Below are 15,047 nucleotides of genomic sequence, written 5' to 3'. Positions count from 1 at the left end.
GGCTTTGGGGCCGGCTGGCCGGCCCCTGCAACATCAATAGTTTTCGTCTTCTTCCGAGTCGTCATCACCCTGGTCTTCCGGGCGTTCCTGATACTCTTCATCGTCATCTTCGTCATCGAACATCACGCTGACCTGGTCACCCTGATGTTTTTCGCGGATTTCCTGCGCGACGCGCGCGATGGCTTCACCACTGCTCATGCCTTGTTCCATCAGCTGATGGATACGATCCGCAGCTTCCTGCTGCTCTAGATGGCTTAACGACGGCATACCTGCAAGCATGTGTTTCTCTCCGGTAAAATGGAGGGCGAGTATACCCCTTAAACCGGCGGATCCCAACGCCTGTTATTCAGCGGCGGGTTGTGAGCAATGATCGCCATGTCGCCACTGTTTCAGGCGGTGTAACCAGAGCATGACGTGCCAATTCTGCTTGAGGCCGCGCGCATTGGTGGCCATCGCCCGATCGATACCACGCTGATAGAACTCATCGGTGATCCGGCACTGCGCCGCCAGTTCGGGTTCGCGGCGAATACTGTGACAGATCCCTAGGGCTTCACGGGTGATCTGCCAGTGAAAAGCCGGGCGGATACTGATTTTCCGCGCATAGCGCTGGTTCAGCGCCACCAGCATCTCCACTATTTTCATATAATGGCGTTGATATTCGACGTTGGCCTGACCGGTTCGACGACGGTTGCTGATCGATTTATCGTGCACTCGTTGGCGATACAACGTTTTACTTAGATATTTCACCCGCTGCGCATTAAACATCACCTCGGTGGTCCAGGGAATATCCTGGTGGTGCAAACCCGGTTCAAAATACAACCGATGCTGTTTAATAAAATCAAGGCGATATACCGCCAGCCAGACCACATGAATAAATTTTCTCGATTTTAGCGCACGTTCCAACCATTTCACTCCGCTAATAACGCCAGTGTCGCCCAAGCGGTTTTGCGGAATAATCGGTTGCAGTTCATCTTGCCCGGTGAAATAACGTTCACCGTTGCACTGCATGACATCCAATTGATTTTCTTCAGCCATTTCAATCAGGGTTGCGTACATTTCCGGCGCCAGTAAATCATCGGCGTCAGGAAATGCCACATATTTTCCGCGTGCTACAGCCAACCCGGCATTGCGCGCACAGGATACGCCCGCATTAAGCTGGTCAATAACGGTAATATGAGGATACCGTTGAGCATAGCGGTGGGCGATATCACCGGAGCCGTCGGTGGATCCATCGTTGACGATGATCACCTCCAGCCGCCGCTCCTGTTGGGCTAACAGCGAGGCCAAAAACGGCTCAAACAGTTCACCCACGTTGTGTAACGGGACAATGACACTCAGCATTAGGGGCATAGGCAGCTCTTCGCAAAAAGTAACGAATGAATATTTCTATTTTTTAAAAATATCAGGGTGCAATTAAATTAGAATGCAGTGGCCCGGCGGTAAAATGGGTCTAAATGCGTCTTGTTACTGTTTATAGTTTTAGTCGAAACGTGCTCTTTTTTAGGCAGTTATCGTTCAGATACCGGTATTATCAGGCGATGACATAAGTTCTCCTGATATTTTTTGTGATCTCAATCAAAAGTAATAACGCAATAAAACCAATTACGGAGTTCACTTTATAAAAATCGATTCCAAAGGATAGGATATATCCGAGCTTTTAATTGATAACGCATTTTTTAACATATTGGATTATAGTTGAAGTCGCAAAAAATGCTTCATTTGCAAATTTGTTGATTCATTGTTTATGTGAACTGTGCTTTGTACGCACACATGCCAGGACATGCGCCCATCGGGCGAATATGGCAGAATAGCCATCATAAACAGCCGCCCCGTCAGTCAGGTTTATTGAGGCCCATGAGCGCAACTGCACCGAATCTAAAATCTTTATCCTACACCCCCACCACCCTGCTGGAGCTGTTTGCTCCTCTTGCTCAACACCCCTGGGCAATGCTGCTGCATTCCGGCTTTGCCGAACATTCGCATAACCGTTTCGATATTTTGGTCGCGGCCCCCAAAGTGACTCTGACTACCCGAGGGAAAATCACAGAAATTTGTAACGGCGCGGAAGAGCAGCAATCACAGGAAGATCCCTTCCAGTTGCTGCAACAGCAGTTGGAAAGGCAAAACTGGCAGCCGGCAGCGAATGCCGGCTTGCCGTTCCAGGGAGGAGCCCTTGGGCTGTTCGGTTACGATCTGGGTCGCAGGGTGGAAAAACTCCCGCAGTTGGCGCAGGTGGATATCGCGCTGCCGGACATGGCGGTGGGGATATATGACTGGGCGCTGATTGCCGATCACCACGGGAAGACGCTGACGTTACTTAGCTATGAGGACGTTGAACAGCGCTGGCTGTGGCTATGCAGCCAGCAGCCTGAACCCCGGCAAGCTTTTGCCTTGGTCAGCCGTTGGCAAGCCAACATGACGCGGCAGCAGTACGGCGAAAAATTCCAACGCATCCAGCATTATTTGCGCAGCGGCGATTGCTACCAAATCAATCTGGCGCAGCGATTTTCCGCAGATTATCAGGGTGATGAATGGCAAGCCTTTCTGCAACTGAACGCCAGTAATCGCGCCCCCTTCTCTGCTTTTTTACGTCTTCCGGACAACGCCGTACTGAGCGTTTCGCCCGAGCGTTTTTTGTGGCTGGAGAACCGGCAGATCCAGACCCGACCTATCAAAGGCACCCTGCCGCGGCTGGCCGATGCCGAGCAAGATGCGCAACAGGCGCAACGGTTGGCGAATTCCGCCAAAGATCGCGCGGAAAACCTGATGATTGTCGATCTACTGCGCAACGATATCGGCCGCGTCGCCGAGCCGGGCAGCGTCAAAGTTCCCGAGTTGTTCGTGGTAGAGCCTTTCCCGGCTGTGCATCATCTGGTCAGTACCATTACCGCCATCCTGCCCGAACACACGCCGGCGACTGAGCTATTGCGCGCATGCTTCCCGGGTGGATCCATTACCGGTGCGCCCAAGGTACGGGCGATGGAAATTATCGAACAGCTGGAACCACAGCGGCGCAATGCCTACTGCGGCAGTATCGGCTATATCAGCGCCTGCGGCACCATGGACACCAATATCACCATCCGCACGCTGTTTACCGAAAAGGGCCGCATTTACTGCGCGGCCGGCGGCGGTATCGTGGCCGACAGCCAGGAACAGGCGGAATATCAGGAAACCTTCGATAAAGTCGGCCGCATTTTGCCGCAGCTGGGGGAGGTCATCGCTTCGTGAACCCACCGAGTTACCCTACCTCGCTGGCGGCTTTTATCAGCCGCTTCCAACTGCAACTGCCGCAGGCATCGCAGATTTCGCATAACGTCCGCCCGGCGGCGGTACTGATACCCATTATCTGCCGACCTGAGCCCACGCTGCTGCTCACCCGGCGCGCCGATTCCTTGCGAAAACATCCGGGCCAGGTGGCGTTTCCCGGCGGTAAAACCGATGCCGAAGACGGGTCGGCGATTATTACCGCCCTACGTGAAGCCCAGGAAGAAGTGGCAATCCCGCCCCAGGCGGTGACCATTCTTGGCCAACTGGCCCCGCTCGACAGCAGCACCGGTTTCCAGGTCACCCCGGTTGTCGGTCTGATCTCACCCGACGTACAATTTAGCGCCAATGAAGACGAAGTGGCCGACGTTTTCGAAATGCCTCTGCACGAAGCGCTGACGCTCTCACGCTATTACCCGCTGGATATTCAGCGTGCCGGCCATTCGCACCGTATTTATTTGTCCTGGTACCAGAGCCAATTTGTCTGGGGATTGACCGCCGCCATCATTCGCCGACTGGCGCAACAGGTCAGCATTTAGCGCTAATTTCGTGACGCCGATCACAAGCCAAACGGTTACCTGCACCAGCGGCACGGGTAAAGCGATCGGCATCACTTCATTTGTTTGCTTTTTCAACTACCGTTCTGGCTATCAGAGTTTTAAAAAAACTGTAAACCCTCTCTTCAACCTTACGAAATACCTGTAAAATACCGCCGTCCGGAATAAACCACTATTTCAGCAGGGTTTAAGCCGGCCGCGTTCAGCAACGGAAGCTGGCGCGATTGCCATTAACCGAGTTTAGGTGGCGGCTGTTCTACGACTGGCCGAACGCCTGCGGCAATCATAAACAGGACTGACACCACGGATTATTTTATTTCATGCGAAAAAGGCAACCGAACCCGTACGGCCCTTTTACAATATCGCTGTTCCCTGCACGGTTTTTAACCGATGCAGCCATAACAATATGCCTCTAAGGAGTTTTAGCGTGATTAGCGTTTTCGACATGTTTAAGATCGGCATCGGCCCGTCCAGCTCTCATACGGTTGGACCGATGAAAGCCGGCAAACAGTTTGTCGACGATCTGGTAAATAAAGGCCTGATGCCTTCTATCACGCGTGTTGCCGTAGATGTTTACGGCTCACTCTCATTGACCGGTAAAGGTCACCATACCGATATCGCTATCATCCTCGGCCTGGCGGGCAATATGCCTGATACCGTTGATATCGATAGCATCCCGGGCTTTATTCGCGATGTAGAACAACGTCAAAGACTGATGTTGGCCAGCGGCCTGCATGAGGTAGATTTCCCGCGTGACGGCGGCATGGTGTTCCGCAGCGATAACCTGCCGCTGCATGAGAACGGCATGCAAATCCACGCCTTCGCCGGGGATAAACAAGTTTACAGCAAGACTTACTATTCTATCGGCGGCGGTTTTATCGTCGATGAAGAGAATTTCGGCAAAACCGACGCGCACGAACTGAGCGTTCCGTACCCGTTCAATTATGCGCGTGAAATGCTTGAGCATTGCCGTGAAACCGGGCTGTCGCTGTCCGGCATGGTGATGCAGAACGAACTGGCGCTGCACAGCAAGCAGGATATCGAAACATACTTCGGCAACATCTGGCAGACCATGCGCGCCTGTATCGACCGTGGCCTGAATACCGAAGGCGTGCTGCCTGGTCCACTGCGCGTACCGCGTCGTGCTTCCGCATTGCGTCGTCTGTTGGTCTCCTCCGACAAGCTGTCCAGCGATCCGATGAACGTTATTGACTGGGTCAATATGTTCGCGCTGGCGGTCAACGAAGAGAATGCGGCGGGTGGCCGAGTGGTCACCGCGCCAACCAACGGCGCCTGCGGCATCGTCCCGGCCGTGTTGGCTTACTATGACCACTTTATCGAATCCGTCAGCCCGGATATTTACATCCGTTACTTTATGGCGGCGGGCGCTGTCGGTGCGCTGTACAAAATGAACGCTTCTATCTCCGGCGCCGAAGTAGGCTGCCAGGGGGAAGTGGGCGTGGCCTGTTCGATGGCAGCGGCCGGCTTGGCCGAACTGCTGGGTGGCAGCCCTGAACAGGTCTGCATCGCGGCAGAAATCGGTATGGAACACAACCTGGGGCTGACCTGTGACCCGGTTGCCGGCCAGGTTCAGGTGCCTTGCATCGAGCGTAATGCCATTGCCTCCGTGAAGGCAATCAACTCGGCGCGCATGGCCCTGCGACGCACCAGCGAACCTCGCGTGTCACTGGATAAGGTGATCGAAACCATGTACGAAACCGGCAAAGACATGAACGCCAAATACCGAGAAACCTCTCGTGGCGGTCTGGCCATCAAAGTACAGTGTGATTAATACTGACCCCGCCTGTACGGCGGGGTTAGTCTGATGACAAACACCCGAAAAGCGTGGTTTTCGGGTGTTTGGGGTAAACCTGAAGACCCAATCCTTTGTTTTTATTGGTCCTCAGATCAGAACTTTTAACTGCAAAGAACTCTGTCAGCAGTCTGACCCCGCCTTTCCGGCGGGGTTTTTCTTAGTGCGATGCGTTGATAATCAATCCGCTAACGCCGATCATGTGACAATGTCACTCATAAAAACTGCCGGCAACGTCACATTGATCCTGCGGTTAACCTGCAATTTCACCCTCTGTTTCGCCAAATTTAAATAATTTACTGGGTTACCATCACTTCTTGTATAACAACAGGCTAGAATTAGCCGAGTATCATTTGGGACTGTTTGGCCTGACGGTGATCCTGGGCTGGCTTACCGAACAAGGATTTAGCGATGTTGATGACCCAACTTACCGTGACCAAATACCGCTATTACCGTTGGCTGCTGGCCGGGGCGGTTGGGTTGGCTATTCTGCTGCTGTCGCTGTACACCCGCTATTACCAGGAAATCGGCAGCATCGAGTACAATCGTCAGGTGCTTGCCCACCGCACCGTCACCAAGATCAACAATCTGCTTGTCCCGGCTGAACAACAGGCCAAACGCTCCATGCCCCTGCTGACCTCCACTTGTGAAACCGTAATGCCAACGCTGCGCTTTCGCGCCGCACAAAACCAGGCGCTTCGGGCAATGCTACTGGTCAAGGATGGCGTTATTTACTGTTCCAGCCTGTTTGGTTCCCGCAAATATATTTTCAGCGCTATTTTGCCCACAATAGCAAACGATGGCGCGAAGCTGGCGCTGCGCCCTTCGCTGTCGGTCGCCAAAGGTGTCCCCACCCTGATTATGTGGACACCAGAAGAGGACAACAATCACCGTAACGGCGTCTTGCACGTCTTCAATATTGAACTGCTGGCAAACTTTCTGCTCGAGCCTCAGGAGCCCTATGCACAACGGGTGGTGCTGAACGTCGGTGACTACAGTCTGGAATACGGCCGCCGCGAGATCCTGCGCAGTGCCAGCCTGACGAACGACCTGCGCTATACCGCAAAGTCGACGCAATACCCCTTTTCTATCTCGCTGTACGGGCCCCAGACCAATATGCTGGCGCTGGCGGCGCTGCCGCGCCATGTTCCGTTGTCGTTGTTGATCAGCCTGCTGGCAGCCTACGTGGTGTACCTGCTCACCGCCAACCGCATGAGTCTGTCATACCATATAGGACACGCCATCTCCCATCGCGAATTCCGCGTTTACTGTCAGCCGATCATCAACGCAGAAACCGGCCGCTGCGTTGGGGTTGAAACCCTGCTGCGCTGGAAAAACAAACGCCAGGGCTGGATCTCCCCGGACGTGTTTATCCCCTTGGCGGAACAGCATGGGTTAATCATCCCCCTGACCCGCTACCTGATGAGCACCGTGGTGGAAAACCTGCAGTTATTCCCGCCGCGTCCGTCGTTTTATATCAGCATCAATGTCGCCGCCGAGCATTTCAACGCGGTGACCATCATCGATGACATTCGCCGTCTGTGGCTGCCTGCCGAACCGATGCCGTCACTGATGCTGGAGCTGACCGAACGCACAGCGCTGTCGGAAATTCAGTATGAGCAGATTAAAACGCTGAAGGAAATGGGCATCATGCTGGCGATAGATGACTTTGGCACCGGGCACAGCTCGCTCAGCTACCTGAAAAAACTCAGCCCGGACGTGTTGAAGATCGATCGCGGGTTTACCGCCGCCATCGGTACCGATGCCATTAACGCCACCGTTACCGATACCATTATTACGCTGGCGCAGCGCCTGAAACTGAAACTGGTAGCTGAAGGGGTAGAAACCGCCGAACAGGTTGAATATTTGCGCTCGCACGACGTGAATGCCCTGCAAGGCTTCTATTTTGCCAAGCCAATGCCGATCCATGTATTCCCACTGTGGCTACAGCAGTACGAATCGCGGTTACGGACGGGGAGTCAGCGGGAGGAGCAAAAGGCAGCGCAAGAAAAAAAACCGGAGGCGTGATGCCTCCGGCTTGTGTTACTGATGTTCCTCGTCGTGAGGCTCCACTTTGGTGATGCGCACCAGCTCAATGCGGTACTCTGACACCTCAATGACTTCGAACCGCAGCCGGTTCAGCTCCACCACGTCACCCACCACCGGCATTTGGCCGTAATGGGCCAGCAGGAACCCCGCCAAGGTGGCGTAATCCGCCGTCGGGCTGACCAGATCTTCGCAGTTCAACGCCTGCTCCAGCGAGTGCATATCGGCACCGCCTTTTACCAGCCAGCTGTTGGCTTCCACCACGATATCCGGCGTTTCGTCTTCATCGGGGAACTCACCGGCAATCGCTTCCAGCACGTCCAAAGGCGTCACCAGCCCCTGCACCACGCCGAACTCATTGGTGACTACCACCAGTCGCCCTTTGGCACGACGCAGCACTGCCAGCAGATTAATCACGTCCATGGTTTCCGGCACCACGATCGGCGGCGTGCGCGCGGCGAACTCGGCGATATCTTCGCCCTGTTCTACCGCCACCAGCAGATCCTTGGCGCGAACCACGCCGATAATTTCATCCAGAGAATCACGGCAAACCGGGAACAGGCTGTGTGGGGTATCCAACAGCTGTTCGCGCACCTCTTCGCGGGAACGATCGCAATCCACCCATGAAATTTCGGTGCGCGGAGTCATCACGCTACGCAGGGAACGCGAAGCCAGCGTCAACACGCCGCTGATCATATAGCGCTCTTCTTCCGCGAAGGTTTCATTCACCGGCAACGGTGTCGCTTCATCCGTCTGCTGCGCACGCTGTTGGCCCATCAGGCGCATGATCGCCTCGGCGGTACGTTCACGCATCGGGCGATGTGCCTGATGCTTGATAAAGTTACGGCGCGCGATTTGGTTAAACAGCTCAATCAGGATCGAGAAGCCAATCGCAGCGTACAGATAACCTTTCGGAATATGCATGCCAAAGCCTTCGGCGATCAGGCTCAAGCCGATCATCAACAGGAAGCTCAGACACAGCACCACGATAGTCGGATGCGCATTCACGAAGTTAGTCAGCGGTTTGGACGCCACCAACATCACTACCATAGCGATAACCACGGCGGTCATCATCACCGGCAGGTCGTTCACCATCCCCACGGCGGTAATCACCGCGTCGAGCGAGAACACTGCGTCAAGGATCACAATTTGCACCACCACCGCCCAGAACTTGGCGTAACCGCGGTTGGCGCCATCCTGATGCGTCTGCCCTTCCAGCCGTTCGTGCAACTCCATGGTGGCCTTGAACAACAGGAACACACCACCGAACAGCAGGATCAGATCGCGGCCGGAGAAGCTGAAGTCCGCGACGCTAAACAGCGGCGTGGTCAGCGTAACCATCCAGGAAATCACCGACAGCAGGCCCAAACGCATAAACAGCGCCAGCGACAATCCGAGGATACGCGCTTTATCACGCTGCTTCGGCGGCAGCTTATCGGCCAGAATGGCGATAAACACCAGGTTGTCGATACCCAGTACAATTTCCAACACGATCAGTGTCAGTAACCCAGCCCAAATTGAGGGGTCCATTAAAAATTCCATATCAGACTCCGGAAAAAAGACAGGATTGCCGAGCAAGGCTCAGGCGTGAGAATGCCAACGCAGAATAAGCGCAGACAGCAACAGCAAGATAACGGGATTGTAGTACCGGGGAATGACCGAGCGGCCGTGTGATTTTTGCAACGCCAGCGGGTGGCGGGTGGAACCTTGAAAAACAGTAACTTCGGTGACAGTCCATAGGGTGGGCTGAGGCCCTTCACTCCTAAATATGAAAGAGGAAATACTCTAGCAGGAATTTTTTGGCCGGCAAAGAAGCTTTTTTACCTTCTGCATTCTCTTGTAACAGCTCTGTTGTTTAATTCCGCAAACACCGAGTTAGGACTTATCCGAGCGCTCAATAACAGAGCAACGTCACAAAATTTATTTTTTCACTCACTAAAATAAATGGCGCTAACGTGGAACAACGCGCACAGGCATTTGAAACTGCGCGAGAAATGTTAAGAGCGGGTTTCCAGATTTCTACCATAATGTATCTGAACCGCGGAAGTGACTGCCAGGAAGCAAATGAACTAAAGACCGACACAATCCGTGCACGAAGTTCAATGAGGAGGTAGCGAGTGGCAATAGCTATTATCATCGGCACACACGGGACCGCAGCGGAACAATTGCTGAAAACGACGGAGATGCTATTGGGCGAACAGGACAACGTCGCTTTTATAGATTTCGTCCCCGGTGAAAATGCCGAAACGTTAATCGAGAAATACAGCGGGAAAATCAGCGGGCTAGACACCAGCGGTGGCGTCCTGTTCCTGGTGGATACCTGGGGCGGCAGCCCGTTCAATGCGGCCAGCCGCATCGCCGTCGATAAAGAAAACTATGAGGTCGTCACCGGGGTTAACATTCCCATGCTGGTGGAAACGTTCATGGCACGAGACGACAACCCCAGCTTCGACGAATTGGTCGCCCTGGCGTTGGAAACCGGCCGTGAGGGCGTGAAAGCGCTGAAAAAACCGGCAGAAGAGAGTGTTAAGCCCGCGGCACCGCAGAGTTCTCCCGCCGCCAAACCCGCAGCCCCACAAGCGCCGCTGGGGCCCAATGACCATATGAAAATCGGCCTGGCCCGTATCGATGACCGCTTGATCCACGGCCAGGTAGCGACCCGCTGGACCAAGGAAACCGACGTCAGCCGCATTATCGTGGTCAGCGACGAAGTTGCCGCCGACCACGTCCGCAAAACCTTGCTGACTCAGGTTGCTCCGCCGGGCGTCACCGCACACGTGGTTGACGTAGCGAAAGCCATTCGCGTGTGGAATAACCCGAAATACGCCGGCGATCGCGTGATGCTGCTGTTTACCAACCCGACCGACGTTTGGCGCCTGGTGGAAGCCGGTGTGGATATCAAATCGGTGAATATCGGTGGCATGGCGTTCCGCCAGGGCAAAACTCAGGTGAACAATGCCGTGTCGGTTGACGAAAAAGATATCGAAGCGTTTAAGAAATTAAACGAGCGCGGTATTGAATTGGAAGTGCGTAAAGTCTCGTCCGACAGCCGGTTAAAAATGATGGACCTGATTAACAAACTCAATTAATGGCGACAGCCAGTAATTATTTTACTCAGAGATCTTTGGTCATAGGAGAAGTGCAATGGAGATTACCACTCTTCAGATTGTACTGATATTTATCGTTGCCTGTATCGCCGGGATGGGTTCCGTTCTCGACGAGTTTCAATTTCACCGTCCGCTGGTCGCCTGTACCCTGATCGGTTTTATCCTCGGTGACATGAAAACCGGTATCATCATCGGCGGTACGCTGGAGATGATCGCCCTGGGCTGGATGAACATCGGTGCGGCGGTTGCGCCAGATGCGGCATTGGCGTCCATCATTTCCACCATTTTGGTTATTGCCGGCGGACAAAGCGTCGGTGCCGGTATTGCCCTGGCCATCCCGCTGGCGGCGGCCGGACAAGTTCTGACCATCATCGTGCGTACCCTGACCGTCGCCTTCCAGCACGCAGCGGACAGTGCGGCAGAACGCGGCAGTTTGCGCGCCATCACCTGGCTGCATATTTCCGCCCTGCTGTTGCAGGCGATGCGTATCGCTATCCCGGCGGTTATCGTCGCTATCTCGGTCGGCACCTCTGGCGTTCACGCGCTGCTTAACTCGATCCCGGAAGTCGTCACCAGCGGCCTGAACATCGCCGGCGGGATGATCGTGGTAGTCGGTTACGCCATGGTGATCAACATGATGCGTGCCGGCTATCTGATGCCCTTCTTCTACCTCGGCTTCGTTACCGCCGCCTTCACCAACTTTAACCTGGTCGCGCTCGGCGTTATCGGCGTGGTGATGGCCGTGCTGTATATCCAGCTCAGCCCGAAATACAACAAGTCACAAGTTGTGCAAGCCGGCCCGGCTAGCGCCAACGACCTCGATAACGAACTGGACTAGGAATAGGTGAGAGAAATGGTTGATACAACAGCTCAAAAGAAACTCACGCCAGCCGATATTCGCGGTGTGTTTATGCGTTCGAACCTGTTCCAGGGTTCATGGAACTTCGAACGTATGCAGGCGCTGGGTTTTTGCTTCTCCATGGTGCCGGTGATCCGTCGCCTGTATCCGGAAAATAACGACGATCGCAAACAGGCGATTAAACGCCATCTGGAGTTCTTCAACACCCACCCTTACGTGGCGGCGCCGGTGCTTGGCGTTACCATGGCGATGGAAGAACAGCGCGCTAACGGTGCGCCGATCGACGATGCGGCCATCAACGGCATCAAAGTCGGCTTGATGGGGCCTCTGGCCGGCGTAGGCGACCCGATTTTCTGGGGTACCGTTCGTCCGGTATTCGCCGCGCTTGGTGCCGGTATCGCCATGAGCGGCAGCCTGCTGGGTCCGATTTTGTTCTTCGTCCTGTTCAACCTGGTGCGCCTGTTGACCCGCTATTACGGCGTGGCCTACGGCTACCGTAAAGGGGTGGATATTGTTAACGATATGGGCGGCGGCTTCCTGCAAAAACTGACGGAAGGAGCGTCCATTCTCGGCCTGTTTGTCATGGGGGCATTGGTTAACAAGTGGACGCACGTGAATATTCCGCTGGTGGTGTCCAAAATCACCGACCAGACCGGGCATACCACGGTGACCACGGTGCAGACCATCCTTGACCAACTGATGCCGGGTCTGGTGCCGTTGCTGCTGACCTTTGGCTGTATGTGGCTGCTGCGCAGGAAAGTGAATGCGCTGTGGATCATCATCGGCTTCTTTGCCATCGGTATCTTCGGCTACTGGGTTGGCCTGCTGGGCCTGTAAGACGATTAACCGCCGGGGGGCAACCCCCGGTCAGGTTATTGACAAAGGGGGATAAAAGCGTGGTTTTTCCCCCTTTGTGTTATCAGTCGAAAACCAATAAATTGATTTTCCTGGTTTATTTTCAAAACCTTTAGCGCCTGCCGCCAAACATTATATGTTTGTCAGCAGTCTCGCCGGGGGGCAACCCCCGGTTTTTTTTGTGGAGTTGAAAGATGTCGCTGACCGATGGCGTATTACTGATTTTCACCGCGCTGATGCTGTTGTATGCGATTTACGACGAATTCGGGATGAACCTGCTGAAGGGCAAAACGCTGCTCAAGGTACAGCTAAAGCGACGTAACCGGATTGATTGTCTGATCTTTGTCGGCCTGATTGCCATTCTGATTTATCGTAATGTCACGACGCAGGGTGCTGCATTAACCACCTATCTGCTTATTTCTTTAGCACTGATCGCCGTCTACATATCCTATATCCGCTGGCCCAAGCTGCTGTTTAAAGCGCAGGGTTTCTTTTATGCTAATGCGTTTATTGAATATAACCGCATTAAAGCCATGAATTTATCCGAGGATGGTATCCTGGTCATAGATCTCGAGCGGCGCAGACTGCTGATTCAGGTCACTCAATTAGACGATCTTGAAAAGATCTACCATTTTTTTGTTGAAAATCAGTAAGTAAAAACAATCCCAATAGAATCTCTTTTCTCACCACGCGCTGAATGTGGATAATTAATCACCAGCGCACCAGGCTACCTGATTATTATTTATGCAACATTATTGCACTCGCCTACATTATATTCCGTCTTGCATATTTCATTAATGAAAATAATTATCAATTCCAAATAAATATCCATGGGGAATAAGGGTTGTTGCCAACGGAAATAATATGGTATGGTTGCGCCGTCATTGGGGAGTAGCCGGTTTCTGGACAATTAAACGCCAGAAACGCCCGTATCAACATACTCGTTTTATTCATTAAAACGTGGTGCGGGCAGCCAGGTAAGGTTGGCGAGACCATAGACACGTAACTCCGTCGTATGGTTGGGGGTGGGTTACGTGTATATGGAGCCGCCCGGCCGAGGCTATTTTACATGAACTTGTCAGCTACACTCATTCTCGCTTTTGGCATGTCTATGGATGCATTTGCCGCATCGATCGGCAAAGGTGCCAGCCTGCATCAGCCCCGTTTTCGTGAAGCGCTACGCACCGGACTCATCTTCGGCGTGGTTGAAGCCATTACGCCGATTATCGGCTGGGGCATCGGCCTGTTCGCCAGCCAATACATCATGGAATGGGATCACTGGGTCGCCTTCTCGCTGCTGTTTATTCTCGGTATGCGCATGATTGTCGAAGGCGTCAGAAACCGACCGGAAGAAGAAGAAAAAGTGAAGCGCCACGGCTTCTGGCTACTGGTGGCCACCGCCATCGCCACCAGCCTGGACGCTATGGCTATCGGCGTCGGCCTGGCCTTCCTGCAGGTGAACATTGTGCACACCGCCATGGCCATCGGCATGGCCACCATGATTTTGGCGACGCTGGGCATGATGATTGGCCGCTTTATTGGGCCGTTACTCGGTAAACGCGCTGAGATCCTTGGCGGCGTGGTGCTGATCGCCATCGGCGTCAATATTCTGCTGGAGCATTTGGGCTACCTCGCCTGAGTCGTCAGCACGCAAAGAAAACCTGCCAACGGCAGGTTTTTTTGTTTCTGCTTGCGCGAATCGTTAATCGGCCCGGCGGCGATAAAGGGCAATAACGAAATCTGTCTCACAGGGGAAGGCTTCACTGGCGCTCAGGCGCTGCTGGACCTCCGGAGAAGCCCGCCAGGCAAAAGGCGTCATCTGCAACAAATTGGCTGCCTGCTCGCCCGGCAGCGTCATCGGGTAGGCCAGCGACTCGACCCGCTCACAGTCAAAGCCCGCGAACTGCTCATTCTGTTCGGCATGCAGTTGCACCTGCTGATAAACCTGCTCTTTTAACTGATACAGATGACGTGGGCCAGGCGATACCGTCACCACGACCCCGCCGGGTTTCACCACCCGAGCCAGCTCTTCTGCCTTGCAGGGCGCATAAATACGCAGAATGGCGTCTAAAGAAGCGTCGGCAAACGGCAGACGATGGCTCGACGCTACGCAGAATGACACCGCAGGATAACGCTTGGCCGCATAGCGGATAGCCACCTTCGCAACATCCAGCCCATAAAGGGTCATATCGCGTCGTTGCGTCAATCGGGCAGCCACTTCCGCCGTGTAGTACCCCTCGCCGCAGCCGATATCCAGCAGCGCCTGCGCATCGGGCGCCAACGCCTCATCCAACAGCTCGGCTACCCGCTGCTGCAAAGGCCGATAGAAACCGCCATCCAGAAACACGCGCCGCGCCTGCATCATTTCCGTACTGTCGCCGGGTTGCTTCGAACGCTTGTGCTGTACCGGCAGCAGGTTGACATAGCCTTCTTTGGCTCGGTCAAACTGATGGTTAGCGCCGCAACGCCATTGCGGTGAGGAAAAATGAAGCGGCTGATGGCACAGAGGGCACTGATAAGACATGGCTTGGGTTCCAGAGAGATAC

Annotated in this window: 13 protein-coding genes and 1 riboswitch; of the genes, 9 read left to right on the top strand and 4 right to left on the bottom strand. The window is 54.1% G+C overall.

Annotated elements, in window-relative coordinates:
- Positions 1–33: 33 nt before the first annotated feature.
- Positions 34–279 (bottom strand): YoaH family protein, encoded by a 246-nt coding sequence (locus H5P17_RS06585; RefSeq protein ID WP_044551884.1) that lies wholly within the window; start codon positions 277–279, stop codon positions 34–36.
- A gap of 63 nt (positions 280–342) precedes the next feature.
- Positions 343–1,350 carry a glycosyltransferase gene (locus H5P17_RS06580; protein WP_182821987.1) on the bottom strand — a complete coding sequence of 336 codons (1,008 nt, stop codon included), beginning with the start codon at positions 1,348–1,350 and terminating at the stop codon, positions 343–345.
- Between the two features lie 504 nt (positions 1,351–1,854).
- On the opposite strand from H5P17_RS06580, the gene pabB reads away from it, so the two are divergent.
- The 4 genes from pabB to H5P17_RS06560 all read left to right on the top strand — a co-directional run bounded on the left by pabB (position 1,855) and on the right by H5P17_RS06560 (position 7,662).
- The gene (pabB, locus tag H5P17_RS06575; RefSeq protein WP_182821984.1) at positions 1,855–3,228 is read left to right on the top strand and encodes an aminodeoxychorismate synthase component 1; all 1,374 of its coding nucleotides are present in this window, start codon (positions 1,855–1,857) and stop codon (positions 3,226–3,228) included.
- Positions 3,225–3,803 carry a CoA pyrophosphatase gene (locus tag H5P17_RS06570; RefSeq protein WP_182821983.1) on the top strand — a complete coding sequence of 193 codons (579 nt, stop codon included), beginning with the start codon at positions 3,225–3,227 and terminating at the stop codon, positions 3,801–3,803. The genes pabB and H5P17_RS06570 overlap by 4 nt, the downstream gene beginning before the upstream one ends.
- Positions 3,804–4,248: 445 nt before the next feature.
- The gene (sdaA, locus tag H5P17_RS06565) at positions 4,249–5,613 is read left to right on the top strand and encodes an L-serine ammonia-lyase (RefSeq protein ID WP_044551889.1); all 1,365 of its coding nucleotides are present in this window, start codon (positions 4,249–4,251) and stop codon (positions 5,611–5,613) included.
- A 432-nt stretch (positions 5,614–6,045) separates the two neighbouring features.
- Positions 6,046–7,662 (top strand): EAL domain-containing protein, encoded by a 1,617-nt coding sequence (locus H5P17_RS06560; RefSeq protein ID WP_182821981.1) that lies wholly within the window; start codon positions 6,046–6,048, stop codon positions 7,660–7,662.
- 15 nt (positions 7,663–7,677) lie between these two features.
- Here H5P17_RS06560 and H5P17_RS06555 read toward each other — a convergent pair whose 3' ends face one another.
- A complete protein-coding gene (locus tag H5P17_RS06555) occupies positions 7,678–9,222 on the bottom strand; it encodes a TerC family protein (RefSeq protein ID WP_182821979.1) in 1,545 nt (514 codons plus the stop codon).
- Between the two features lie 575 nt (positions 9,223–9,797).
- On the opposite strand from H5P17_RS06555, the gene manX reads away from it, so the two are divergent.
- The 5 genes from manX to mntP all read left to right on the top strand — a co-directional run bounded on the left by manX (position 9,798) and on the right by mntP (position 14,140).
- Entirely contained in the window at positions 9,798–10,769 is a 972-nt protein-coding gene (gene manX / locus H5P17_RS06550) for a PTS mannose transporter subunit IIAB (protein WP_182821977.1), read from the top strand.
- A 55-nt stretch (positions 10,770–10,824) separates the two neighbouring features.
- On the top strand, positions 10,825–11,625 hold the full coding sequence (locus tag H5P17_RS06545) for a PTS mannose/fructose/sorbose transporter subunit IIC (RefSeq protein ID WP_182821976.1): 801 nt from the start codon (positions 10,825–10,827) through the stop codon (positions 11,623–11,625).
- Between the two features lie 15 nt (positions 11,626–11,640).
- Positions 11,641–12,483: a PTS mannose transporter subunit IID gene (locus H5P17_RS06540; protein WP_012145539.1), complete on the top strand. Its 843-nt coding sequence runs from the start codon at positions 11,641–11,643 to the stop codon at positions 12,481–12,483.
- A 212-nt stretch (positions 12,484–12,695) separates the two neighbouring features.
- Positions 12,696–13,154 (top strand): DUF986 family protein, encoded by a 459-nt coding sequence (locus H5P17_RS06535; RefSeq protein ID WP_182821974.1) that lies wholly within the window; start codon positions 12,696–12,698, stop codon positions 13,152–13,154.
- A gap of 221 nt (positions 13,155–13,375) precedes the next feature.
- A riboswitch (yybP-ykoY riboswitch) is annotated at positions 13,376–13,563 on the top strand.
- A gap of 7 nt (positions 13,564–13,570) precedes the next feature.
- Complete coding sequence (mntP, locus tag H5P17_RS06530) at positions 13,571–14,140, top strand: manganese efflux pump MntP (RefSeq protein ID WP_182821972.1); 570 nt, start codon at positions 13,571–13,573, stop codon at positions 14,138–14,140.
- A gap of 63 nt (positions 14,141–14,203) precedes the next feature.
- On the opposite strand, the gene rlmA is transcribed toward mntP, so the two are convergent.
- Positions 14,204–15,025, bottom strand: a complete 822-nt coding sequence (gene rlmA, locus H5P17_RS06525; protein WP_182821970.1) for a 23S rRNA (guanine(745)-N(1))-methyltransferase — start codon at positions 15,023–15,025, stop codon at positions 14,204–14,206.
- Positions 15,026–15,047: the final 22 nt, after the last annotated feature.

Origin of the sequence: Serratia sp. OS31 (assembly GCF_014164835.1) — a bacterium.
Taxonomy (GTDB): domain Bacteria; phylum Pseudomonadota; class Gammaproteobacteria; order Enterobacterales; family Enterobacteriaceae; genus Serratia; species Serratia liquefaciens_A.
Note: the sequence above shows the minus strand (reverse complement) of the source record. Positions and strands in the feature narration are given on the sequence as shown.

What these genes read in the sequence shown, in the direction of transcription:
- H5P17_RS06585 (WP_044551884.1), bottom strand. Translation starts at nt 279, where the DNA reads ATGCTTGCAGGTATGCCGTCGTTAAGCCATCTAGAGCAGCAGGAAGCT.
- H5P17_RS06580 (WP_182821987.1), bottom strand. Translation starts at nt 1,350, where the DNA reads ATGCCCCTAATGCTGAGTGTCATTGTCCCGTTACACAACGTGGGTGAA.
- pabB (WP_182821984.1), top strand. Translation starts at nt 1,855, where the DNA reads ATGAGCGCAACTGCACCGAATCTAAAATCTTTATCCTACACCCCCACC.
- H5P17_RS06560 (WP_182821981.1), top strand. Translation starts at nt 6,046, where the DNA reads ATGTTGATGACCCAACTTACCGTGACCAAATACCGCTATTACCGTTGG.
- H5P17_RS06555 (WP_182821979.1), bottom strand. Translation starts at nt 9,222, where the DNA reads ATGGAATTTTTAATGGACCCCTCAATTTGGGCTGGGTTACTGACACTG.
- H5P17_RS06545 (WP_182821976.1), top strand. Translation starts at nt 10,825, where the DNA reads ATGGAGATTACCACTCTTCAGATTGTACTGATATTTATCGTTGCCTGT.
- H5P17_RS06540 (WP_012145539.1), top strand. Translation starts at nt 11,641, where the DNA reads ATGGTTGATACAACAGCTCAAAAGAAACTCACGCCAGCCGATATTCGC.
- H5P17_RS06535 (WP_182821974.1), top strand. Translation starts at nt 12,696, where the DNA reads ATGTCGCTGACCGATGGCGTATTACTGATTTTCACCGCGCTGATGCTG.
- mntP (WP_182821972.1), top strand. Translation starts at nt 13,571, where the DNA reads ATGAACTTGTCAGCTACACTCATTCTCGCTTTTGGCATGTCTATGGAT.
- rlmA (WP_182821970.1), bottom strand. Translation starts at nt 15,025, where the DNA reads ATGTCTTATCAGTGCCCTCTGTGCCATCAGCCGCTTCATTTTTCCTCA.